Genomic DNA, 22,392 nt, shown 5'->3' with positions numbered 1-22,392 from the left:
TTTGCAGCCTGCACAGCCATATTAACGGCATGCCTGTAATCATGCTTATCATTATTGGTGCGGCGGCCGGGTTTCTGGCCACTCGGATCATGGACCTCAGAACTGACGTGGCGACGACTGTTGCCATCGGTGTGGCCGGTGCGCTGATTGGCGGCTTGCTGCTGCGGTTCATTCTGATGCTGACAGGTCTTGCTTTCGGCTTTGTCGGTGCGGTGGTCGGTGCGGTTTTCGTAATCTGGCTGTGGCAACGGTATAGCGGTCGGTCGTGACGCTCTTTCTGACGTTTCTTTAAGCATTGGTTAACCAATCGACACCAAAGTCGTCCTATGATGGTTCGGATTTTGGTCTTGGCGCTTGGTGTGCTTCTTTTTTGCAATGACCCGGCATTGGCCGGAGCTTGGCCGCGCGCCAAGGGCGACGGGTTCGTTTCTGCGCATGTAAGCTCAGAAACCGAAAGCCTCACGGATATCACGCTGGTCAGCGGTTATGGTGAATATGGGCTGACCAATCGTTTCACCTTGGGTGGCGGGTTGGACTATGATGTCACTCAAAAGGATATCCCCTTTGCTCAGATCTTTGGCCGCTGGCATTTCCCGGACAGCGAAGGCGCGCTTCGCAAAGCGTTGAGCCTTGGGATCGAAGGGAACGAAGAAAACCAGTTCCTGACACCAGCATTTCATCTTGGTCGAGGGTTCGAGACAGCACTGGGACCCGGCTGGTTGGACGTCGAGTTTAGTGCGCAGGTCTCAACCGACACATGGGGCTCGGACTTTGGTGCCTATGCACTGGTCGGGCTTATGCCGCACAAGCGTGTCATGACGATGATGGCGCTTGATGTGCTGACAGTGGGGGATAGCGTGCGGATCAATGCCATCCCATCAGTCGCGTGGGAGTTTGGCGACGGAAGGCACATGCATCTTGAATGGACCCGTGCTGTAGAAGGCGCAATCAAGGACGAAGTCGCCCTGGGTCTGTGGCTGGAATTCTGACCTGTCTGGGTCCAAGCGTTAGTCTTTGAAAGGCGCCATTCCGGCGCGGGCCAGTTCGTCTGCGCGTTCGTTTTCCGGGTGCCCTGCATGCCCTTTCACCCATTCCCAGGTCACATGATGGCGTGCCTGGGCGTCATCCAGACGTTGCCAAAGCTCGACGTTTTTCACCGGCTTTTTAGACGCGGTTTTCCAACCGTTTCGCTTCCATCCATGGATCCAACCCGTTACCCCGTTTTTCACATAAGCACTGTCTGTGATGACCGTAATGGCACAGGGTTTGCCCAAGGTTTCAAGCGCGACAATCGCCGCCATCAGTTCCATGCGGTTGTTGGTGGTCTCAGCTTCGCCACCTTTCAGGTTGCGTTCTTTGACGACGGTGTCGCCCTCTCGGGCCTGCAAAAGCGCACCCCAACCGCCGGGGCCGGGGTTGCCAGAGCAAGCGCCGTCTGTGTAGGCGAAGAACTCAGCCATCCCGTTGTCCTGCCATGTCTGTCAAAGCGATATACCCCGGAAGCGACCCCATTCTGCTGAGCCAAGCGCGCACATTCTTGAAGGGTGACAGATCAAAGCCGCCTCGGCTTTCGGCGGTGTGGGTATAAGCATACAGGCTGATATCCGCGATGGTTGGCCGATCGCAGCAGAGCCAGTTGCGGCCCTCCAGCCCTTGATCCAGAATCGCCAGAAGGTGCTGACCGGAACTTAGCAGATCGCTCAAAACCTCGGGTGTCGCCTCGCGCGCAAGGTGGGGATAGCACAACAGCGAGGCGCGCACGGCGATGACCGGCTCGTGTCGGTTTTGTTCAAAGAACATCCAGCCAAGCATCTGCGCCTGGGACAAAGAATCGGTCGGCACCCAATCGGTGCCGCTTGCCAGATACCACAAGATGGCATTGGATTCCCCAAGCACTTCGCCAGTTTCAAGGTGCAACGCAGGCACCTTGCCTTGCGGCAACTTGCCTTCAGTCTTTGCTGCGTCCAGTGCAGCCGATTGCGTTTCACACGCGACGTGTTGGTACGGTCGTCCGAGCAGTGCCAGCAACAACCGCACCTTGTAGCTATTGCCAGAGCTGGGCATGGAGTAGAGGGTCAACATGTCAGGTATCTCAACTTTACCAACGACTTACGCGGGTTCGCGCAAGACACGCGGCACTTTGAACTCGATGTCTTCCTTGGCGGTTTCAACCCGTTCGACAGTGACATCGAACCGGTCGCGAAAGGCGTCGATCACCTCGTCCACAAGAACCTGTGGGGCGGATGCGCCCGCCGTCAAACCGACCGATCGGATGCCGTCGATGGCGCGCCAGTCGATCTCTGTCGCACGTTGCACAAGCATGGCATAGTCGCAGCCGCTGGCGCGGGCGACTTCGACCAAGCGGCGCGAGTTGGAGCTGTTGGGCGCCCCGATCACTAGGAGGGCATCCACCTTGGGCGCCACGGCTTTCACGGCCTCTTGCCGATTGGTGGTGGCATAACAAATGTCTTCTTTGTGTGGGCCGATGATCTTGGGAAACCGCGCCCGCAGTGCCTCGACGATAGCGGCGGTGTCGTCGATGGAAAGGGTTGTCTGGGTAATATACGCCAACTGGTCCGGGTCGCGGGGTGCAAGATGCGCCACATCTTCCACGGTTTCGACCAACAACACCTCGCCTTCGGGCAACTGACCCATCGTGCCGACGGTTTCGGGATGTCCCGCGTGTCCGATCATGACCATCTGAAGGCCGGATTGGTGGTGGCGTTCTGCTTCGATGTGGACTTTGGAGACCAACGGGCAGGTCGCATCAACATAGACCATTTCGCGCCGGCTTGCCTCGGCAGGGACTGCTTTGGCCACGCCGTGGGCCGAGAAAATGACTGGCCGATCATTCGGGCATTCGTCAAGCTCTTCGACGAAGACAGCCCCCTTTGCGCGCAACCCATCCACGACGAATTTGTTGTGCACGATCTCGTGGCGCACATAGATTGGCGGCCCCCACTTTTCGATCGCCATTTCGACGATCTTGATGGCACGGTCCACCCCGGCGCAAAAGCCGTTGGGCGCAGCAAGAAACAGTTTGAGGGCGGGCTTTGTCATGGGGTCCTCCGATGCAGCAATGGCTACGCATTTTGTCCCGAAAGGTCTAGTGCCTTGCAAACCTGACCGCGGCACAGGCACGCGGGCGCCTGCACATAAAAAGGCCGGAGAAGTCCCCGGCCTTTAGCGTGCTGCTAACTTAGGTTACGCATCCGGCGCGTCGGTGCGTTCAAATTCCCGAGGCGGGCGACCGATCACGTCCTTCAGTTCCTCCAGCTCAATGAAATTATCCGCCTGGCGACGCAATTCGTCTGCGATCATAGGCGGTTGGCTGCGGATGGTTGAGACGACAGAAACGCGAACCCCCTGCCGTTGCAACGCTTCGACCAGGGGTCTGAAATCGCCGTCACCAGAGAAGATCACAGCGTGGTCGATATGCGGCGCAAGTTCCAGCGCATCGACAGTCAGCTCGATATCCATATTGCCCTTGACCTTACGCCGACCCATCGAGTCGGTGTATTCTTTCGCGGGCTTGGTCACCATCGAAAAGCCGTTGTAGTGCAGCCAGTCCACCAAGGGGCGGATTGGCGAATACTCGTCATTCTCAAGCAGGGCGGTGTAGTAGAACGCACGCAAAAGCTTGCCGCGTCGCATGAATTCCTGCCTGAGAAGTTTGTAGTCGATGTCAAAACCCAGCGATTTGGCGGCCGCATAGAGATTTGAACCATCAATGAACAGCGCAAGCCGTTCGTCTCGATAGAACATAATTGATCCTTTCAAATTCTCTTCGCTGATCAAATCCGTGAGTGGTAATGAAGAAAACAATCAACGAAGAAACATCCGATGCAATCTAGGGACTCGACACCGTGTCGCAAGTAACAATTTGGCAAGATACCTGTCCAAAAGTGCTGGTTTTACTTGGAAGTAACGCCACGTCAACTTTGGAACAGTCAGCAAAAATAGTGCGAGACGCAATTCGTCATCTTGCCGCACTGGGCCTGAGAATCACCCATATCGGGGATTATTATAGCACAGCTTGCTTTCCGGTGGGTGCGGGCCCTGATTTCGTGAATGTTGCAATCGGACTGGACAGCGACTTGGCCGCAAAAGATCTGTTGGCATTGTTCCATCAGGTGGAAGACGCATTCGGTCGCGAACGTCCATCGCGCTGGGCGCAGCGCACACTTGATATCGATCTGGTGGCCTATGAATCGCAGGTCCTGCCGGATGCTGAGGTTCTAAGGCAATGGATGGATCTTCCTTTGGAGGACCAAAAAAGGATTGCCCCTGACCAATTGGTTCTACCGCACCCAAGGATGCACGAACGCGCATTTGTGCTGATTCCCTTAGCCGACGTCGCCCCAGACTGGATCCACCCCATCACAGGCAAAACCGTGCGCGAGATGGCTCATGACCTGCCAGAGGCGGAAAAAAAGGGCGTAATCGCCATTCCGTCCCCCTGAATCAGCCCTGTTTTCGCTTGTATATGCGCGGCAAGGGCCCTAGATAGGCGTTTCACATCCCCTTGCAAGGAATGGAGTTAAGTCATGGCCCGCGTGACGGTTGAAGATTGCGTAGACAAAGTGCCGAACCGGTTTGAACTGGTGATGCTTGCGTCGCATCGCGCACGAGAGATTTCGGCAGGCGCCGGACTTACGGTCGATCGAGACAACGACAAGAACCCTGTCGTTGCCCTGCGAGAAATTGCAGACGAAACCCAGACAGCTGACGAACTGCGCGAGCGCATGATCGAAAGCCATCAGACCGAGATCGAAGTTGACGAACCCGAAGACGACAACATGTCGCTTCTTATGGGTGCAGAAGCGTCTGACAAACCGGCTGATGATGACATGTCTGAAGAAAAGCTTCTGCGTGCGCTGATGGAAGCGCAAGGTCAGGGCTAAGGGGCGCTTAGACCCCGCGGGTGGCGGACCGGATGAACGATCTTCCAGATCTTGACCTTGATCTCGATGGGCTGGTTGACCGGATCCACCGCTACAACCCGAAATCCAAAACTGATTTGATCCGTGCGGCGTATGAATATGGCGCACGGATGCACGAAGGTCAGACCCGCCATTCTGGCGAGCCCTATTTCACGCACCCTTTCGCTGTCGCCGAGATACTGGCGGACATGCGACTGGATGATGCGACCATCATCACAGCGCTTTTGCACGACACGATCGAAGATACCGGATCAACCTATTCCGAAGTCTCGAAGCTGTTTGGCAGCGATGTCGCAGAGCTGGTGGACGGGGTCACCAAGCTGACAAACCTGCAGCTTAGCTCCTCTGAAACGAAGCAGGCCGAAAACTTCCGCAAGCTTTTCATGGCAATGTCCAAGGACCTGCGCGTGATTTTGGTGAAGCTTGCCGACCGACTGCACAACATGCGCACCATCCGCGCGATGCGACCTGACAAGCAGGTGCAGAAATCGCGCGAGACAATGGATATCTACGCACCGCTTGCCGGGCGCATGGGTATGCAGTGGATGCGTGAAGAACTGGAAGACCTAGCCTTTCACGTGCTGAACCCAGAAGGCCGCAGTTCGATCATACGTCGGTTCTTGCGGCTTCAGAAAGAAAGCGGCGATGTGATCGAAAAGATCACGAGCGATATCAGGCTGGAGCTGGACAAGGCTGGCATCGAGGCAGAGGCTTTTGGTCGCGCCAAAAAGCCCTATTCGATCTGGCGCAAAATGGAGGAGAAGAACCAGAGCTTCTCGCGCCTGTCGGATACCTATGGTTTTCGCGTCATCACCGAAAACGAGGCTGATTGCTATCGTGTTCTGGGGGTGATCCATCAACGCTGGCGTGCCATTCCGGGGCGGTTCAAGGACTATATCAGTCAGCCCAAATCCAACGGCTATCGGTCGATCCATACAACCGTTTCCGGCCGGGATGGAAAACGGGTCGAGGTGCAGATTCGCACTCGCGAAATGCACGACGTGGCCGAGGCAGGCGTCGCCGCGCACTGGTCCTACAAGGATGGTGTGCGGGCAGAGAACCCGTTTGCCGTTGACCCGGCCAAGTGGATTTCATCGCTGACGGAGCGGTTCGAAGCCGCAGAAGATCATGACGAGTTTCTAGAGCATGTGAAGCTTGAAATGTATCAAGACCAAGTGTTCTGTTTCACGCCGAAAGGCGAAGTTGTGAAGCTGCCGCGCGGTGCGACGCCGCTGGATTTTGCCTATGCGATCCACACCCGAATTGGCGACAGCTGTGTTGGGGCCAAAGTGGACGGTATCCGGGTGCCTCTGTGGACACGCATCAAGAACGGCCAGTCGGTCGAGATCATGACAGCCGAAGGGCAAAGCCCCCAAGCCACGTGGATCGACATTGTGGTCACAGGGCGCGCCAAGGCCGCCATTCGCAAAAGTCTGCGCAGCGTGGATCGCGAACGGTTCGTGCGGTTGGGGCGGGAACTGGCGCGCGTGGCATTTGAACATGTGGGCCGCAAAGCAACAGACAAAGCACTGACCACGGCCGCCAAGCAAATGCGCCTGAAGGACGCGTCAGAGCTTCTTGCGCGCCTTGGCTCGGCAGAGCTGCAGGCCCGTAACGTGATCGAAGCGCTCTATCCGGAAATTGCTGCCGAAGAAGACGAGATTGACGGCGATTCCTTCGTGATTGGGCTTGAGGCTGGGCAGGACTTTGCCCGCGCGCAATGCTGCCAGCCTGTTCCCGGTGAACGGATCGTGGGTATTTCGTATCGCGGCAAGGGTGTGATGGTGCACACGATCGACTGTGAAGCGCTGGCCGAGCTGCACGAAGACAGCTCGCGTTGGGTTGATCTGCACTGGCATGCCGGACAGCATCCGCCTATTCACACCGTCAGTTTCAGCCTGACCATTTCGAATGATGCGGGCGTGCTGGGGCGAATTTGCACATTGATCGGCGAGCAGAAGGCCAATATCTCGGACCTGAGGTTTTTGGATCGGAAGCCGGATTTTTACCGTCTGATTGTTGATGTGGAATTGCGCGATATCGAACATTTGCACGCCATCATGCTGACACTTGAAGCGGATAGTGACGTTGCCGAAGTTCGTAGGCACAGGGATATCACCCGCAAACCGTAGTTCGCCGTTATTGGCCGAAAGGGATCACCCGTGTTCAAGAGAAACCCGCGCTCCTATCTGCGTATAATCGCGGAATTTTTCTATCCACGCGGCGGGTGGTATCGCGCATCGCGCTATGTGATCTATCGTGTTAGACGCTTGCCGGACCCGGCGCACCGTATCTCGCGCGGGATTGCGGCAGGGATATTCGCCTCGTTCACACCGTTTTACGGGCTGCATTTTCTAACTGCCGCTATCCTGTCCTGGACTATACGTGGCAACGTTCTGGCCTCTTTGCTGGCGACATTTATCGGCAATCCGCTGACATTTCCCCTGATTGCCGAGATTTCGGTCAATCTGGGCAATGCGATGTTGGGCCAGCCGTCCAGTGTCCACCTTCCTGAAATCATTTCGCAAACCGCCGCTGCGACGACGGACTTTTGGTCAAACATTAAAGCGCCCTTCACAGGCGGGGTTGTGGATTGGACCAATCTTTCCGAGCTCTATGATCGCGTATTCCTTCCCTATCTGGTGGGGTGTCTCTTTCCCGGCATTGTTGCAGCGACAATTGGTTACGCTCTGTCAAACCCTGTCATCCATGCCTATCAGCGTCGTCGTATCAAGAAGCTGAAAGAGCGATATGAAAAACGACTTAGGGCTGCGCGAGACGAGGCTGGCGAAGCGCAGAAAAAAACGTAAGACTTGGCGCGTCGACATATTGCGAGCAACGAAAGGGACGCGACATGATCAATCAGACCGCCAAATTGCGACTGGGCATAAATATTGACCACGTCGCAACGGTGCGCAATGCGCGCGGATCGGCATACCCTGACCCAGTTCGCGCCGCGAAGCTGGCTGAAGAAGCCGGAGCCGACGGCATCACCGCCCATCTTCGTGAAGATCGTCGCCATATTCTGGATGATGACATCGAACGGCTGGTCGCAGAATTGACAACACCGCTGAATTTTGAATGCGCTGCGACCGAAGAAATGCTGACCATCGCGTTGCGTCACAAACCCCATGCGGTTTGTCTTGTGCCCGAAAAGCGCGAAGAGCTGACCACCGAAGGTGGGCTGGAAGTTGCGCGTCAGGACAACAAATTGGCCGAGTTCATCGCCCCGCTGCGCGACGCTGGGTGTCGTGTATCGCTGTTCATTGCCGCTGACCCAGAGCAGATCAAAGCCTCTGCCCGCATTGGTGCTGCGGTGATCGAACTGCACACAGGTGCCTATTGCGATCTGCATGCCGAAGGTCGGTTTGACGAACGCGATGCAGAGCTTGAGCGCCTGCGCGAAGGCGCGACGCTCGCCCATTCGTTGGGACTAGAGGTGCACGCGGGCCACGGTTTAACCTATGACACCGTCGCCCCCATCGCCGCGATGCCCGAGGTGATGGAACTGAACATCGGCCATTTCCTGATTGGAGAGGCAATCTTTCGCGGACTTCCCGACGTTCTTTCCGAGATGCGTCGTTTGATGGACGCGGCGCGTGGATGACGGGCCTCGATCGCCCTCAACGGAGGCCTGAATGATCCTTGGCATCGGCACGGACCTTGCGAATATCGACCGGATCGCGGGCACGTTGGACCGGTTCGGCGATCGTTTCCGCCACCGCGTGTTCACCGAGACCGAGCTGGCAAAAGCTGCGCGTCGCAAAGACGAGGCGGGCACCTTGGCCAAACGCTGGGCGGCGAAAGAGGCGTGCTCGAAAGCGTTGGGCACCGGGCTTGCCATGGGGATCAGCTGGCGCGACATGGCGGTCAGCAACCTGCGCACGGGTCAACCGGTCATGGCGGTGACGGGCTGGGCGGCAGACCGGCTTGCTGAAATGACGCCTGACGGCCACGCGGCGACGATCCACGTCACTCTGACGGATGACCACCCTTGGGCGCAGGCTTTTGTGGTGATCGAAGCGCGACCGGTCGAATTCACTTCGGATTGATGGCAAAGGCGGCGGGGTCAACTTGACTCCGCGCGCGCATCCGCCCATATCGCCCACACCCCCAAAGGGCCGGCGTGGATCGGCTCGACCCAAAGAGGCAGAACCAACAATGGCTGAAAAGAAACAAGAAGGCATTCTAGAGACCGTCAAGACGATCTTTTGGGCGCTTATCATTGCAGGTGTGTTCCGCACGCTGTTCTTCCAGCCCTTCTGGATCCCGACCGGGTCGATGAAAGACACGCTTTTGATTGGCGACTTCCTGTTCGTGAACAAAATGGCCTATGGCTATTCGCGCCATTCCTGCCCGTTTTCGTCCTGCCCGATTTCCGGGCGCCTGTTTGGGTCAGAACCCGAACGCGGCGACGTGGTGGTGTTTCGCCACCCAAGCCTTGGCACTGACTATGTGAAGCGCCTGATTGGTCTGCCCGGCGACAAAATTCAGATCAAGAATGGCGTCCTGTTTATCAATGGTGACGAAGCTACACAGGTTCCCAACGGCACGTTTGAAGAGATCAAGCAGGCGCAGGGCCGGTTCGCGACCTTCCCCCAATGTGCCAACAGTCCGGTTGGACAGGGTGGAACCTGCGTGAAGGAGAAGTCCATCGAAACACTGCCCAACGGCGTCACCCACTCGGTGCTGAACGTGCGCAGCACGCGACTGGACAACACCAACGTGTTCACCGTTCCGGCTGGCGAATACTTCTTCATGGGCGACAACCGCGATAACTCGACCGACAGCCGGGTCAGCCCCAATGCAGGCGGCGTGGGCTTCGTGCCTGCCGAATACCTTTTGGGCCGCGCGGATCGCATCATGTTTTCGGCGGCGGGCAAACGTCTGTTCTTCTTCTGGACGTGGCGCTCGGACCGGTTCTTCAAGGCGATCGAGTGAAGCTGTCCAGCGATCTTCAAGCCTTTCAAGGCCGTATCGGGTATGAGTTCAAAGACCCCGAGTTGCTGATCCGCGCGCTGACCCACGGCTCGTTCTCGTCTGCAACCCGACCTGACAACCAACGGCTGGAGTTTTTGGGCGACCGGGTGCTGGGGCTGGTGATGTCCGAAAAGCTTTTGCGCGATGATCGGGAGGCGCCCGAAGGCACGCTTGCACCGCGCTATAACGCGCTGGTGCGCAAAGAAGCCTGCGCCGATGTCGCGCGTCAGATCGATCTTGGCGACGTGCTAAAGCTGGGCCGATCCGAGATGAAGACCGGCGGGCGGCGCAAGCTGGCCTTGTTGGGCGACGCGATGGAGGCCGTCATTGCGGCGGTCTATCTGGATGGCGGGCTGCAAGCGGCGCGAAGAATGATACTGTCGCTCTGGGGTGACCGCATCGACAAGGTTGAAGATGATGCGCGCGACCCCAAGACCGCGTTGCAGGAATGGGCGCAGGCGCGCAAAATGCCGCCACCGGAATATGTCGAAACCGGCCGCGAAGGCCCTGACCACGCGCCGATGTTTACAATCACTGCCAAGCTGTCCAATGGACGGTCGGCCGAAACCAAGGCCAATTCAAAACGCGCCGCCGAACAAGCGGCCGCCCGCGCGCTGCTGAAGCAGCTGGAGAGCAAGAAATGACAGATCAACCGCAACGCGCCGGTTTCGTCGCCCTGATCGGTGAACCCAATGCCGGGAAATCGACGCTGACGAACTATATGGTGGGGGCCAAGGTCTCGATCGTGACGCATAAGGTGCAAACCACGCGGGCGCGCATTCGTGGTGTTGCCATCGAAGGCAGTTCGCAAATTGTTTTCGTCGACACGCCAGGCCTGTTCCAGCCGCGTCGCCGTCTGGACCGCGCGATGGTTGCCGCCGCGTGGGGCGGGGCTGCGGATGCGGACATTACCGTCTTGCTGGTCGAAGCGCATCGCGGCGTGACCGAAGGCGTGAAGCGCATCCTTGAGGGGCTGGAAGATATCGGCAAAGGCCGCACCGTCGCGCTGGCGATCAACAAGATCGACAAGGTGAAGGCCGAGGTGTTGCTGGCCTTGGCGAAGGATTTGAACGAGCGTTATGACTTTGCCGAGACATTCATGATCTCAGCCGAAAAGGGCCATGGCGTGGCCGCGCTGCGGACGTGGTTGGCAGAACGCTTGCCCGAAGGGCCTTGGCTGTATCCGGAAGACCAGATCGCCGACCTGCCCATGCGCATGATCGCCGCTGAGATGACCCGCGAAAAGTTGACCCTGCGTCTGCATCAGGAATTGCCCTATCAACTGACCGTTGAGACCGAGAACTGGGAAGAACGCAAAGACGGCTCTGCCCGTGTGGATCAGATCATCTATGTCGCCCGCGACGGTCATAAGGGCATTATCCTGGGCAAGAAGGGCGAGACGATCAAAGCCGTCAGCCAATCCGCCCGCGCCGAGTTGGAGGAGTTCATGGGTCGCAAAATCCACCTGTTCCTGCAGGTGAAGGTGCGCCCGAACTGGTTGGATGAAAAAGAGCGTTATTCGGAAATGGGCCTTGATTTCAAGGACGGTAACGCTTGACGCGGCTGACCGCTGATCTGTGGGTCGCCGCCTATCTGACACGGCTGCGCCTGTCTGACATCCCGGCATTTATTACCCAAAAGGGTGACGCGACCGCCGGGGCCGTCTTGGTGAAAATGAACACGCTGGACGGGCAGGCCGTTGTCTATCAACGCAGCTTTGATCTGATGACCGGGGACCGCTGCTGGGTGGTGCTGTCAGAAGGTGACGAGGCCGATGTTGACGCGGCGCTGTCCCGGCAGAAAAGCTTTGACCCGGACCTTTGGGTGATCGAAGTCGAAGACCGCAATGGGCGCCATCTGCTGGATGAGCCTGGGTTGTCGGACTAACGCCATTGCCAACAGCGCGTCGAAGGCTAGGCTGATCGCAGGAGGGTGACAGGCATGGATTGGCGGGATCAGGGCGCGCTTTTGTCTGTGCGCAAGCATGGCGAAACCTCAGTCATTATCGACGTGTTTACGGAAAAGCACGGGCGTCATTCCGGTGTGGTCCGCGGTGGGATCAGCCGGAAGTTAGCCCCAATCCTGCAACCTGGTGCGCAGCTTGATGTTGCATGGCGCGCGCGGCTCGAAGAGCATATTGGCAGCTTCAATGTCGAACCTGTGAAAAGTCGGGCGATGGTTTTGTCTGACCGAACCGCCCTGGCAGGATTGAACGCGATCACGTCGCTTTTGGGGTTCGCGCTGGCAGAGCGTGAACCGCACCCTGATCTTTACCACCGCACGCAAGCCATGCTGGATCTGCTTGGCACAAACGAAGCGTGGCCGACGGCTTACTTGAAATGGGAACTCGCGTTGTTGGAGGATATGGGGTTCGGGCTGGACCTGAGCGCATGCGCCGTGTCCGGCGCGTGCGACGACCTTGCCTATGTCTCGCCCAGAACGGGCCGCGCGGTGTCCGCCGAAGCTGCGGGTGATTGGGCTGAACGGCTGCTCCCCTTGCCGCCCGAGCTTTTGGGGTCAGGCGATGGTTCGGCGCAGAACGTGGTCGACGGGCTTGTTACCACTGGGTATTTTCTAACCCGTTGGCTTGCACATTCGCTGGGTGACAAGCCAATTCCTGAAGCGCGCGCGCGGCTTGTCGATCGACTAAAGCGTGATTTGGGTGCGAAAGGGCTTAACCGCTAGTGCTTAGTTCTGGACGCGGAACACCATTTGCCGACCTGCATCGTTTGACATGATCAATGTGTCATCCAGCACTTCGATTTGCCGCATCTGACCCAGTGCATCAAAGAAAGCCTGTTCAAGCGGCAGCGCGTCGCACGCCATTCTTGTTGCGGCAACGGGCCCGATTTCGAACCAAGGATAGGGCGCTTTTTGTTCGCTTGAATACCGATTACACGGCGCTTGGCCAAAAATGCGCCCGGGTTCAGGGAAGGATATCGTCGCCACTGCATCAAATGGCTCGCGATCCAGTTCCTGCAGCACCCAATTGTCCTTGCGATCCGCAAACCCTGAAATCGTCTCGTCTTTGCATGCCGTCACGGTCAGAGCGGCAATTGCGACGGCTGTCAGTGCGGTTCTTTGCATGGGATTCATCCTCTGGTTTCAGGCTTTCAATATAGGCTCACGCGTCACGAAGGGCCAGTATCGCGGCCAGAAGCGTCGATAGGGTGTTTCTGTCGTCACTGGTGTCGGTGGCTGAAAGCGACCCAAGCCCGATATACGCTCCATAGACGATGCGTTTGAAGTCTGGGTTGGAGAGCCCCAGTTCTTTCAAAGTTTCGTCCAAATAAGACAGGCGTTTTTGGTCAACACGCTGCACAGCGGTCGCAGCGTCCGAAAATCCGTAAGCCCACGCACGAATAGCAGGTTCGGCAGTCGCGGGTCCGTGCAGCGCGTTGTGTGGGTGCAATGTGTCGCCAAGCCGATGCAGTCGTTTTACAGGGTCTTGCTCTTCGGATCGCGCAAGATCTATCGCATCCGACAATTGCTGTTCCCACAGCGCAAGAAGCCGCAGGTGATATTCAGGGACATCCTTGAAATGCCAATAAAAAGAACCCTTTGTCGTGCCTAGGACGCGTGCAAGCGGTTCTGCCTTGAGCGCCTCTGGGCCATGTTCTGACAGGGCTTTAAACCCCGCAACTATCCAGTCTTCTGATTTGAGGCGGGGTTTGGTCGCAGTCATTACGATTTTCCAATGCATTGCATACGCAGACGTATGCGCGGCCTATCAGCGACCAAAATCATGCGCAAGCGTGTATATTGAAAGCTGCCTGCATGCCCCCATTTGAGGCCAAGTTCCGCCGATGCCGCAGGGCGGCATCGACTGTTACCTATCCCAGCAACCGCCGGGCGATCACTTGGGCTTGGATCTCGGCAGCGCCTTCGAAGATATTCAAAATGCGCGCGTCGCACAGCACACGGCTGATCTGATATTCCAGCGCGAAACCATTGCCGCCGTGAATTTGAAGCGCGTTGTCAGCGCAGGCCCATGCGACGCGCGCGCCCAGAAGCTTCGCCATACCGGCTTCAAGGTCGCAGCGTTGGTCATGGTCTTTTTCCCAAGCGGAATAATAGGTCAGCTGGCGCGCCACCATGATCTCGACCGCCATCATTGCCAGCTTGTTGGCAACACGTGGGAAATTGATCAGGGATTTGCCGAACTGCTTGCGGTCCTCGGCATACTGCATGCCAATTTCCAGGGCGTTCTGGGCGACACCGATCGCGCGGGCTGCGGTTTGGATGCGGGCGGCCTCGAAGGTTTTCATCAGCTGCTTGAAGCCCTGACCTTCTTCGCCACCCAGAAGGTTTTCACCCTTCACCTTGAAGCCATCAAAGGCCAGCTCAAACTCCTTCATGCCGCGATAGCCCAGCACCTCGATCTCGCCGCCGGTCATGCCCTCGGTGGGGAAGGGGTTTTCGTCATCGCCGGGTTGCTTTTCGGCCAGAAACATCGACAGACCACGATGATCGGTCGAATTCGGATCGGTGCGCGCCAAAAGCGTCATGATGTGTGTGCGAGCGGCGTGGGTGATCCAGGTCTTGTTGCCCGTCACTTCGTAATCACCGTCTGCGGTCTTGACCGCGCGAGTGCGCAGCGACCCCAGGTCGGAACCGGTGTTGGGCTCGGTGAAAACGGCGGTGGGCAGGATCTCGGCCGACGAGATTTTCGGCAGCCAGTGTTCCTTCTGCGCGTCTGTGCCGCCAGCCAAGATCAACTCGGCAGCGATCTCGGACCGGGTGCCCAGCGAGCCGACACCGATATAGCCGCGGCTCAGTTCTTCGGACACGACGACCATCGACGCTTTCGACAGCCCCATGCCGCCGTATTCTTCGGGAATGGTCAGGCCGAAGACACCCATCTCGGCCAGTTCCTCGAGGATTTCCATCGGGATGTAGTCATCCTTCAGGTGCCATTCATGCGCGTTGGGAACGACCCGGTCATCGGCATAGCGGCGGAAGGTTTCGCGGATCATCTCAAGCTCTTCATCCAGGCCAGAGGCGCCGAATGTGGCGTGTCCCGCGTTGTCGCGCATCAATTCAACAAGGCGCGAACGAGCGGCTTGGCTGTTGCCCGCAGCGATCAGCGTCTCAATCGCATCGGTGTCCAGCGCGGTGCCATCGATCCCCATATCCGAAAGGCGGGCGAACTCGTTCTGGCTCATCATGATACCGCCCTTCATCTGGGACAGATATTCCCCGAAGGCGATTTGCAGGATCAGCTTTTCCATTTCGCCCAAGCGGGCGTTTTCGCTTAGCCGTGTCGCCCAAGCGTGCATCTGACGCAGGCTTTCGACATAGGTTGCGAGCCACGACAAGGCGTGCGCAGCGGCTTGGTGTTCTTCCAGCTTGGCCCCTGAAATGCGGTCGCCATCGACAACCATTGTGTGGACGGATGATTTGGCGGCCTTGAAAACGGTTTCAACCGGGGCCAGGGCCGCGCCCGTCAGGTTCAAAAGGTTGTCGATCAGGGGGCTTGTCATCACTGTCTCCTGTCACAGTCTGAGCCGGGATTCGGCTGGATATCTCGCGTCTGCAGAGAAATAATCCTTTTGCAGGTGCAGCGCAATTAAAATACAACAATCGACCCGAAAACGTAAATTTATGACGCGACAAATTGCATACTGCATTTCTTTGATGCCTCGGATAGAAGCTGAAAAGGTAGTCTTCACGGGAAGAAACGATGGGTATTTTGGCCGAGCTTTCGATGGTTACGTTGCTTCTGGCTTTCGCGATCACTTTGTTCGCGGGATTCGTCAAAGGCGCTGTCGGATTTGCCATGCCGTTGATCATGATCTCCGGTCTGGCGACGGTTATGCCTGCAGAAATGGCGTTGGCGGCTTTGATCTTGCCAACCGTGTTGACGAATGTTCAACAAGCGCTTCGTCAGGGGCCAGCGGCGGCCTTGGCTGCGGTGTCAAAGTTTCGGGTGTTCCTGGTCGCGATGATCATCTTCCTTGCCCTCAGCGCTCAGCTTGTCACCCAATTGCCGCAAAGCACGCTGTTCATCGTGATCGGCGGTCCGATCGTGGCGTTTTGCCTGATGCAGTTGAGCGGCTGGAAGCCCGTGCTGAAGCCCGAGCATAGACTGCGTGATGAGGGGCTGATCGGGGCCTTTGCGGGGTTCGTGGGCGGTTTGTCCGGTGTTTGGGGGCCGCCAACGGTCGCCTATCTGACAGCAATCGAAACGCCGAAAACCGAACAAATGCGCGTGCAGGGCGTGATCTATGGGGCGGGTGCCATCGCGCTGGTCATGGCGCATATGAAATCCGGTGTGTTCAATGCGCAGACCGCGCCGCTTTCTGCGTTGATGCTGGTGCCGGCACTGGCCGGTATGGTGGTTGGAAACTGGTTTCATGACCGAATGCCGCAGAAAACATTCAAACGGGCAACCTTGATGGTTCTGACGGTGGCTGGGCTGAATCTGATCCGCAAGGGGTTGATGGGTTAGCCTGCGATCCGTTTCCGAAGCGCGGCAGTGTGATAGCAAAAACTCGTTCGGCCGACTTGCCCCAACGCGCCGTCAACCGGTCGTTAATGTGAAGGTTCGCCGTGACGAAGCGTTAGCTTGCAAAAAAAACGCCCCGGCGCAGGACCGGGGCGTTTGTTCTGTCGATCTGGGCAAGAGGTCTTAGCCAATTGCGACGGATTTAACGTCGTCGTCGATATCGGTTTCGTATTGGGTGAAGTTCTCCGAGAACATCTTAACCAGCTTTTGAGCCTGCGCGTCATAGGCCGCTGCATCCTGCCATGTGCGGCGCGGGTTCAGCAGAAGGTCAGGAACGCCCTCAACGGTGACGGGCACTTCGAAGCCGAAATTCTCATCCTTGCGGAATTTGACATCGGCCAACGATCCATCAAGGGCTGCAGTCAGAAGGGCGCGGGTGGCGCGGATGGGCATCCGTGACCCGGTGCCGTATGCACCACCAGTCCAGCCGGTGTTGACCAGCCAGCATGTCGCACCGTGTTTGGCGATCTTGTCGCGCAGCAGCGCACCATATTCAGCCGGGCGGCGCGGCATGAAAGGCGCACCGAAGCAGGTCGAGAATGTGGGCTCGGGCTCGGTCACACCTTTTTCAGTGCCGGCGACCTTTGAAGTGAAGCCAGAAAGGAAGTGATACATCGCTTGTGCGGGACTGAGCCGCGCGATCGGAGGCAGCACACCAAATGCATCGCAGGTTAGCATGATGATGTTCTTCGGGTGGCCACCGATGGCTGACTTCGACGCGTTGGCGATATAATGCAGCGGATAGGCGCAGCGCATATTCGCCGTCAGGCTGTCATCTTCGAAATCAAGTTCTTTGGTCTCTTCGTCGTAGACCATGTTTTCGATCACGGTCGCGAACTTTTGCGTCGTGGCATAGATCTCGGGCTCGGCTTCGGGGGACAGGTTGATTGTCTTGGCATAGCAGCCACCTTCGAAGTTGAAGGTGCCGGTATCCGACCAGCCGTGTTCGTCATCACCAATCAGCGTGCGCTCTGGATCCGCCGAAAGTGTCGTCTTGCCGGTGCCGGACAGGCCGAAGAAAATTGCGGTATCGACCGGGTTGCTTTTGGCGTGGTTGGCTGAGCAGTGCATCGGCATCACGCCTTTTTCCGGCAGAATGTAGTTCAGAAGGGTAAAGACCGACTTCTTGTTCTCGCCGGCATATTCCGTGCCACCGATCAGGATGATTTTACGTTCGAAATTCAGCGCAATGACGGTTTCAGACCGGCAACCATGCCGTTTTGCATCTGCCTTGAAGGTCGGGCAGTTGATGACGGTGAATTCGGGGTCGAACTCGTCCAGCTCGTCACGGTCTGGGCGGCGTAGCATGTGACGAATGAACAGGCCATGCCAGGCAAGCTCAGTCACCAGGCGAACGTCCAGCCGATAAGCTGGGTCAGCGCCGCCAAACAGGTCCTGCACGTAGTAATCCTTGCCCTTCATGTGCTTCAGCATGTCGTCATAAAGAACATCGAACTTGGCCGGGTCCATCGGCGGGTTGTTTTCCCACCAGATATGCGGCTCGACGCCCGGTGTTTTGACGACGAACTTGTCCAACGGTGAACGGCCTGTGTGCTTTCCGGTCGTGACCAGGAATGCACCGCCATTGCCAAGGCTCCCTTCACCGCGGTCGAGGGCAGCTTCGATCAGCGCAGGCTCCATCAGGTTGTAGTAGACATTGCCAAGCCCCGTGATGCCTTGATCTTCCAAGCGGCGTTCTGGGTTTACCCGTCCAGTGGTCATGTTGTGCTCCTGTCGCCGGCATGTCTGCGGCCGGCGTGTTCTGGTTTCACATAAAAGCGCAAGGCACGAACCCCGCGCGCTGACCCTCATGTGAACGAGGGCCAATAATCGCGCTATAGCATGGTGAGTTTCAAATGGAACAGGTCGCAAGCGCGCAGTTAGCGCAACCAAGAGCGTGTTTGCGCAACCATGTTTCGCAACCGAATGCAGGATTGTGAGGCATATTCGCCAACATTTCGCACAAACCGTGAAAGATTGATACTCTTCGCTCCTTCGATTCGCAGATCCCTGTTGATTCGAAAGACTGAAAACTGAACAATGGCTCAAAACGATAAAAGAAATTGAGCAGTGCGAGGAGACCTCTCATGTCGAGGATCGCTTTGGTTGACGATGACAGGAACATTCTGACATCCGTCGCGATAACGCTTGAAGCCGAAGGCTTCGAAGTTGAAACTTTCAATGACGGACAAAGCGCGCTGGACGCGTTCAATCAGCGTTTGCCTGATCTGGCGGTGCTGGATATCAAGATGCCGCGCATGGACGGGATGGATTTGCTGCAACGCCTGCGGCAGAAAACCAAGACCATGCCGGTGATTTTCCTGACCTCAAAAGACGACGAGATTGACGAGGTTTTAGGGCTTCGCATGGGCGCAGACGACTATGTCACCAAGCCCTTCAGCCAGCGGTTGTTGGTCGAGCGCATTCGTGCGCTTTTGCGGCGGCAGGAGGTGATCGCCAAGGACGATGCTGGCGATGTCGAGGAAAGCAAGTCGCTGGTGCGTGGCGAACTGACAATGGACCCGCTGCGGCACGCGGTGACCTGGAAGGGCAACGATGTGTCCCTGACGGTAACTGAGTTCCTGTTGCTTCAGGCTTTGGCGCAACGTCCGGGCTTTGTGAAAAGCCGCGACCAGCTGATGGATGTTGCCTATGACGATCAGGTTTATGTAGATGACCGCACGATCGACAGTCACATCAAGCGGCTTCGGAAGAAAATGCGCACGGCTGACGATGACTTTTCGGCCATCGAAACACTTTATGGTATCGGGTATAGATACAACGAAGAATAACGCCCAACGCGTTGGAAATGACGGTGACGAAGGTGAGAGACACCAAAGCCACATCTGGCTCGGATCTTATTCTGGGTGAAGATTGGGTCTCGCCGACTGGCGAGATGGACTATGAACTGCGCGACAAACGCGCCAAACGCGGGTTGATCTCCATCAATCGGTCTCCTTTGGCGCGCAAGATCATTACCTTCAACCTGTTGGGTCTTGTCGTGCTGGTCGCGGGTGTTCTGTATCTGAACCCGTTCCGTGACAGCCTTCTTTTCCAGCGTGAGCGTGGACTTGTTGTCGAAGCCGAACTGATCGCGGATGTTTTCGAGGCGCAATTGGAGCAGGTCGGCGAATTGCAGATCGTCGATCCAGAGGACGTCCCCGATGTCTTCTTGTCCGAAAGCGAGGCAGAGACCGAACTGGTGGCCGTAGCACCTGCCGAACCGAATTTCGTGGAAACCCTAGCAGATCTTCACTTGCCCGTTGGGCTCGAGGTTTTCATCTTTGATGCCGACGAATTGCTGATCGCTTCATCTGTGGGACAGCCACGCGACGAAGTTTCGCCCAAAGACGTGCTGCAGCGCGAGGTGGGATCGACGATCATCACCGACATGCTGAACTCTCTGTGGGAAGGGGTCTCGGGCCTTATTGCAAAGGGCGACGAGTTCTCGGTCCCGCTTGACGCCGAAGTGATGGCACGCACGCTATACCCTGTCGCGATGAGCGGCACGACCCAAGTGTCTAACGGTGTTGACCAGAATGGTGGCACAGTTTTCACCGTGGCGACGCCGATCCTTCAGGGCGGTGTGCCGGCAGGTGTGGTGGCAATCACCAGTGCCGCAGGTGAACTGGATGAACTTGTGCGGGCCGAGCGTGAACAGCTTTTGCAGATGTTCGTGATCGCAATTCTCGTGTCTATCGGGCTAAGCCTCGTGCTTGCCTCGACCATTGCGAACCCTTTGTCCGACCTTGCGACCGCAGCCGAGCTGGGGGGCGACGGACATGGCAAGAACGTCAAACCCGGACGCGTCCGCATCCCTGACCTGACGGCGCGCCCTGATGAAATCGGGCGCCTTTCGGGTGCGTTGCGCGGGATGGTGGCCGCGCTTTATGATCGGATCGACGCGAACGAACAATTCGCAGCCGACGTGGCACATGAAATCAAGAACCCGCTGGCCAGTCTTCGGTCGGCAATCGGCACGTTGCGTCTTGCCAAGAAAGACGAACATCGCACCAAACTGCTTGATGTCATTGATCATGACGTGCGCCGGCTTGATCGATTGGTCAGCGACATTTCCAACGCCTCGCGGCTGGACAGCGAACTTGTGAAGGAGGAGGAGGAATCTTTCGACCTGCTCAAGATGCTGCGAAACTTGGCCGAGTATCTTGGCAACGAAGGCAGCGACAAAGGCGTCGAGTTTATCACAGATTTGCCGCCCGACCCGATCACCATCAACGGGCTGGAGGCGCGGCTCGCGCAGGTTTTCGTCAATCTCATCACCAACGCGCTAAGCTTCTGTGAAGAAGGCGATGCAATTCGCGTCTGGGCGCGGCGGCGTGAAAACCGCGTTCTGGTCGTGATCGAAGACACCGGCCCTGGCATTCCCGAACAGGCGCTCAGCAAGATTTTCAAGCGGTTCTATTCCGAACGGCCAGAAAACCAGTTTGGCAACAACTCTGGTTTGGGGCTGGCGATCTCGAAGCAGATCGTCGAAGCCCATGGTGGGGTGATCTGGGCCGAAAACATTCGTCCGACGGATGCGGATGTGACCTCGGACCCATTGGGTGCGCGCTTTGTCGTGGGTTTGCCGGTGTGATCGACACCGACGGAACGCTGATTGAAAACCACCACGCGACCACCGTCGCGGTCGGGACTGCCGCAGCCATGATCGTTGGCCCGTCCGGGTCGGGCAAGTCTGCGCTGGCGCTTGAGCTGATCGGGATGGGGGCCAAGCTGATTTCGGATGATATCAGCCGTGTCGCGCTGATCGACGGCGCGCCTGTCGTGCTTGCCCCCGATCACCTTCACGGTGTCATCGAAGCGCGCGGTGTCGGGTTGATCCACGTTCCCTGGGGGGCTGAAGCCCGGTTGCATCTGGTCGTCGATATGTCGGAAAATCAGCTTGAGCGGTTCCCCAGATCACAACTTGTCACAACCGTTGTAGGATGTGCAGTCGAGCGGGTCTTGCGGGTTGACGCCCCCTATTTCGCGAGTGCCTTATACCACCTGCTGAACAATGGCAGGTTTTCCGACACTAACTAGGCGATCAGAATGGCGGATGACAGCGACAAGATCGAACAAAAGGTTGTTCTGGTAACCGGACCTTCCGGGGCTGGACGAACGACCGCCATTCGCGTGCTGGAAGACATCGGCTATGAGGTGATCGACAACCTTCCGCTGTCGTTGATCAGCCGGGTTCTGTCGGGGCCTGCGCTGGGGCGTCCTCTGGCGCTGGGCGTTGATGTGCGCAACCGCGATTTTTCGACCGAGATGATGCTGCAGGTGATCGAGGACCTGCGCGAGGACCACACCCATGAGGTTGAGGTTCTGTATCTGGACTGCTCACGCGATGTGTTGATCCGCCGATATTCCGAGACCCGGCGGCGCCACCCTCTGGCCCCAGCCGAAACGCCTGACCATGGGATCACGCGCGAGATAGAGTTGTTGATCCCGGTGCGCGGGCGCGCAGATGTGCTGATCGACACCTCCGAGCTGTCACCGCATGACCTCAAAGATGAAATCATGCGATGGCTGTCGGAATCGGGCGCCGAGAATCTGGCCGTATCGGTCCACTCGTTTTCGTATAAACGCGGCGTTCCGCGCGGTCTTGATATGGTGCTGGATGCTCGTTTCCTGCGAAACCCGCATTGGGAAGCCGACTTGCGCGTATTGGACGGGCGATCGGCGGCGGTCGCGGACTATGTGGCGGCAGACGAACGATTCGACGAATTCTTTACGCGAGTGTCCGAGCTGGTCGAATTCCTCATCCCCGCCTACGGGGAAGAGGGGAAATCGCATCTGGCCATCGGCTTTGGCTGCACAGGTGGGCAACACCGTTCGGTTGCCCTGACGGAAAGGTTGGCAAAGACGCTTGCGCAGAAGGGCTGGCAGGTGTCAATTAGACACCGGGAATTGGAACGCCGGGCCGAAGCGGGACTGGCGTCAAACAAGTTGGGGTAA

The 22,392-nt window shown here is 57.5% G+C and carries 26 protein-coding genes; 18 read left to right on the top strand and 8 right to left on the bottom strand.

The window, feature by feature from the left end; genetic code table 11:
* The first annotated feature begins 29 nt into the window (after positions 1 to 29).
* Positions 30 to 269 (top strand): GlsB/YeaQ/YmgE family stress response membrane protein, encoded by a 240-nt coding sequence (locus ACXYMP_RS00210; RefSeq protein ID WP_298570773.1) that lies wholly within the window; start codon positions 30 to 32, stop codon positions 267 to 269.
* A 57-nt stretch (positions 270 to 326) separates the two neighbouring features.
* Positions 327 to 989, top strand: a complete 663-nt coding sequence (locus ACXYMP_RS00205) for a hypothetical protein (RefSeq protein WP_458903574.1) — start codon at positions 327 to 329, stop codon at positions 987 to 989.
* An 18-nt stretch (positions 990 to 1,007) separates the two neighbouring features.
* Here ACXYMP_RS00205 and rnhA read toward each other — a convergent pair whose 3' ends face one another.
* The 4 genes from rnhA to ACXYMP_RS00185 all read right to left on the bottom strand — a co-directional run bounded on the left by rnhA (position 1,008) and on the right by ACXYMP_RS00185 (position 3,765).
* Complete coding sequence (gene rnhA / locus ACXYMP_RS00200; RefSeq protein ID WP_298570777.1) at positions 1,008 to 1,460, bottom strand: ribonuclease HI; 453 nt, start codon at positions 1,458 to 1,460, stop codon at positions 1,008 to 1,010.
* Positions 1,453 to 2,082, bottom strand: coding sequence for a glutathione S-transferase family protein (locus ACXYMP_RS00195; RefSeq protein ID WP_298570779.1), 630 nt, complete (start codon positions 2,080 to 2,082; stop codon positions 1,453 to 1,455). The genes rnhA and ACXYMP_RS00195 overlap by 8 nt, the downstream gene beginning before the upstream one ends.
* A 27-nt stretch (positions 2,083 to 2,109) precedes the next feature.
* Positions 2,110 to 3,060, bottom strand: a complete 951-nt coding sequence (ispH, locus tag ACXYMP_RS00190; RefSeq protein WP_298570781.1) for a 4-hydroxy-3-methylbut-2-enyl diphosphate reductase — start codon at positions 3,058 to 3,060, stop codon at positions 2,110 to 2,112.
* A 144-nt stretch (positions 3,061 to 3,204) separates the two neighbouring features.
* Positions 3,205 to 3,765, bottom strand: a complete 561-nt coding sequence (locus tag ACXYMP_RS00185) for a LabA-like NYN domain-containing protein (RefSeq protein ID WP_298570783.1) — start codon at positions 3,763 to 3,765, stop codon at positions 3,205 to 3,207.
* Between the two features lie 101 nt (positions 3,766 to 3,866).
* Here ACXYMP_RS00185 and folK point away from each other — a divergent pair, with 101 nt between their 5' ends.
* The 11 genes from folK to recO all read left to right on the top strand — a co-directional run bounded on the left by folK (position 3,867) and on the right by recO (position 12,608).
* A complete protein-coding gene (gene folK, locus ACXYMP_RS00180; RefSeq protein ID WP_458903571.1) occupies positions 3,867 to 4,463 on the top strand; it encodes a 2-amino-4-hydroxy-6-hydroxymethyldihydropteridine diphosphokinase in 597 nt (198 codons plus the stop codon).
* A gap of 84 nt (positions 4,464 to 4,547) precedes the next feature.
* Positions 4,548 to 4,904, top strand: a complete 357-nt coding sequence (gene rpoZ, locus ACXYMP_RS00175; RefSeq protein WP_298570787.1) for a DNA-directed RNA polymerase subunit omega — start codon at positions 4,548 to 4,550, stop codon at positions 4,902 to 4,904.
* Positions 4,905 to 4,936: 32 nt separating this feature from the next.
* The gene (locus ACXYMP_RS00170) at positions 4,937 to 7,075 is read left to right on the top strand and encodes a RelA/SpoT family protein (protein WP_458903568.1); all 2,139 of its coding nucleotides are present in this window, start codon (positions 4,937 to 4,939) and stop codon (positions 7,073 to 7,075) included.
* A gap of 30 nt (positions 7,076 to 7,105) precedes the next feature.
* Positions 7,106 to 7,753 carry a DUF2062 domain-containing protein gene (locus ACXYMP_RS00165; protein WP_458903566.1) on the top strand — a complete coding sequence of 216 codons (648 nt, stop codon included), beginning with the start codon at positions 7,106 to 7,108 and terminating at the stop codon, positions 7,751 to 7,753.
* Positions 7,754 to 7,797: 44 nt separating this feature from the next.
* Positions 7,798 to 8,550, top strand: a complete 753-nt coding sequence (locus tag ACXYMP_RS00160; RefSeq protein ID WP_458903564.1) for a pyridoxine 5'-phosphate synthase — start codon at positions 7,798 to 7,800, stop codon at positions 8,548 to 8,550.
* Positions 8,551 to 8,581: 31 nt separating this feature from the next.
* A complete protein-coding gene (gene acpS, locus ACXYMP_RS00155) occupies positions 8,582 to 8,995 on the top strand; it encodes a holo-ACP synthase (protein WP_298570793.1) in 414 nt (137 codons plus the stop codon).
* Positions 8,996 to 9,104: 109 nt separating this feature from the next.
* The gene (gene lepB, locus ACXYMP_RS00150) at positions 9,105 to 9,884 is read left to right on the top strand and encodes a signal peptidase I (RefSeq protein WP_298570794.1); all 780 of its coding nucleotides are present in this window, start codon (positions 9,105 to 9,107) and stop codon (positions 9,882 to 9,884) included.
* Entirely contained in the window at positions 9,881 to 10,567 is a 687-nt protein-coding gene (gene rnc / locus ACXYMP_RS00145; RefSeq protein WP_298570796.1) for a ribonuclease III, read from the top strand. Before lepB ends, rnc begins: the two co-directional genes overlap by 4 nt.
* On the top strand, positions 10,564 to 11,481 hold the full coding sequence (gene era, locus ACXYMP_RS00140; RefSeq protein WP_298570798.1) for a GTPase Era: 918 nt from the start codon (positions 10,564 to 10,566) through the stop codon (positions 11,479 to 11,481). Before rnc ends, era begins: the two co-directional genes overlap by 4 nt.
* On the top strand, positions 11,478 to 11,810 hold the full coding sequence (locus tag ACXYMP_RS00135) for a DUF1491 family protein (RefSeq protein ID WP_298570800.1): 333 nt from the start codon (positions 11,478 to 11,480) through the stop codon (positions 11,808 to 11,810). The genes era and ACXYMP_RS00135 overlap by 4 nt, the downstream gene beginning before the upstream one ends.
* A gap of 54 nt (positions 11,811 to 11,864) precedes the next feature.
* Positions 11,865 to 12,608, top strand: coding sequence for a DNA repair protein RecO (gene recO, locus ACXYMP_RS00130; RefSeq protein ID WP_298570802.1), 744 nt, complete (start codon positions 11,865 to 11,867; stop codon positions 12,606 to 12,608).
* Positions 12,609 to 12,611: 3 nt separating this feature from the next.
* Here the strand turns inward: recO and ACXYMP_RS00125 are convergent, their stop codons facing one another.
* The 3 genes from ACXYMP_RS00125 to ACXYMP_RS00115 form a co-directional block, all read right to left on the bottom strand.
* A complete protein-coding gene (locus tag ACXYMP_RS00125; protein ID WP_298570804.1) occupies positions 12,612 to 13,010 on the bottom strand; it encodes an META domain-containing protein in 399 nt (132 codons plus the stop codon).
* Positions 13,011 to 13,047: 37 nt separating this feature from the next.
* Positions 13,048 to 13,608 (bottom strand): TetR/AcrR family transcriptional regulator, encoded by a 561-nt coding sequence (locus ACXYMP_RS00120; protein ID WP_458903560.1) that lies wholly within the window; start codon positions 13,606 to 13,608, stop codon positions 13,048 to 13,050.
* A 148-nt stretch (positions 13,609 to 13,756) separates the two neighbouring features.
* Positions 13,757 to 15,406, bottom strand: a complete 1,650-nt coding sequence (locus ACXYMP_RS00115; protein ID WP_298570808.1) for an acyl-CoA dehydrogenase family protein — start codon at positions 15,404 to 15,406, stop codon at positions 13,757 to 13,759.
* Positions 15,407 to 15,606: 200 nt separating this feature from the next.
* Here ACXYMP_RS00115 and ACXYMP_RS00110 point away from each other — a divergent pair, with 200 nt between their 5' ends.
* Positions 15,607 to 16,374: a sulfite exporter TauE/SafE family protein gene (locus tag ACXYMP_RS00110; RefSeq protein WP_298570810.1), complete on the top strand. Its 768-nt coding sequence runs from the start codon at positions 15,607 to 15,609 to the stop codon at positions 16,372 to 16,374.
* A 180-nt stretch (positions 16,375 to 16,554) separates the two neighbouring features.
* Here the strand turns inward: ACXYMP_RS00110 and ACXYMP_RS00105 are convergent, their stop codons facing one another.
* Positions 16,555 to 18,153, bottom strand: coding sequence for a phosphoenolpyruvate carboxykinase (locus tag ACXYMP_RS00105; RefSeq protein ID WP_298570812.1), 1,599 nt, complete (start codon positions 18,151 to 18,153; stop codon positions 16,555 to 16,557).
* Between the two features lie 365 nt (positions 18,154 to 18,518).
* Between ACXYMP_RS00105 and ACXYMP_RS00100 the strand changes: the two genes are divergently transcribed.
* The 4 genes from ACXYMP_RS00100 (at position 18,519) to rapZ (ending at position 22,392) form a co-directional block, all read left to right on the top strand.
* Positions 18,519 to 19,223, top strand: coding sequence for a response regulator transcription factor (locus ACXYMP_RS00100; protein WP_298570814.1), 705 nt, complete (start codon positions 18,519 to 18,521; stop codon positions 19,221 to 19,223).
* A 104-nt stretch (positions 19,224 to 19,327) separates the two neighbouring features.
* Positions 19,328 to 21,028: a sensor histidine kinase gene (locus tag ACXYMP_RS00095; protein WP_458905263.1), complete on the top strand. Its 1,701-nt coding sequence runs from the start codon at positions 19,328 to 19,330 to the stop codon at positions 21,026 to 21,028.
* Positions 21,025 to 21,474, top strand: coding sequence for an HPr kinase/phosphorylase (locus ACXYMP_RS00090; RefSeq protein ID WP_458903557.1), 450 nt, complete (start codon positions 21,025 to 21,027; stop codon positions 21,472 to 21,474). The genes ACXYMP_RS00095 and ACXYMP_RS00090 overlap by 4 nt, the downstream gene beginning before the upstream one ends.
* A gap of 9 nt (positions 21,475 to 21,483) precedes the next feature.
* Complete coding sequence (rapZ, locus tag ACXYMP_RS00085; RefSeq protein ID WP_298570820.1) at positions 21,484 to 22,392, top strand: RNase adapter RapZ; 909 nt, start codon at positions 21,484 to 21,486, stop codon at positions 22,390 to 22,392.

The organism is Aliiroseovarius sp. CAU 1755, assembly GCF_054482655.1.
Note: the sequence above shows the minus strand (reverse complement) of the source record. Positions and strands in the feature narration are given on the sequence as shown.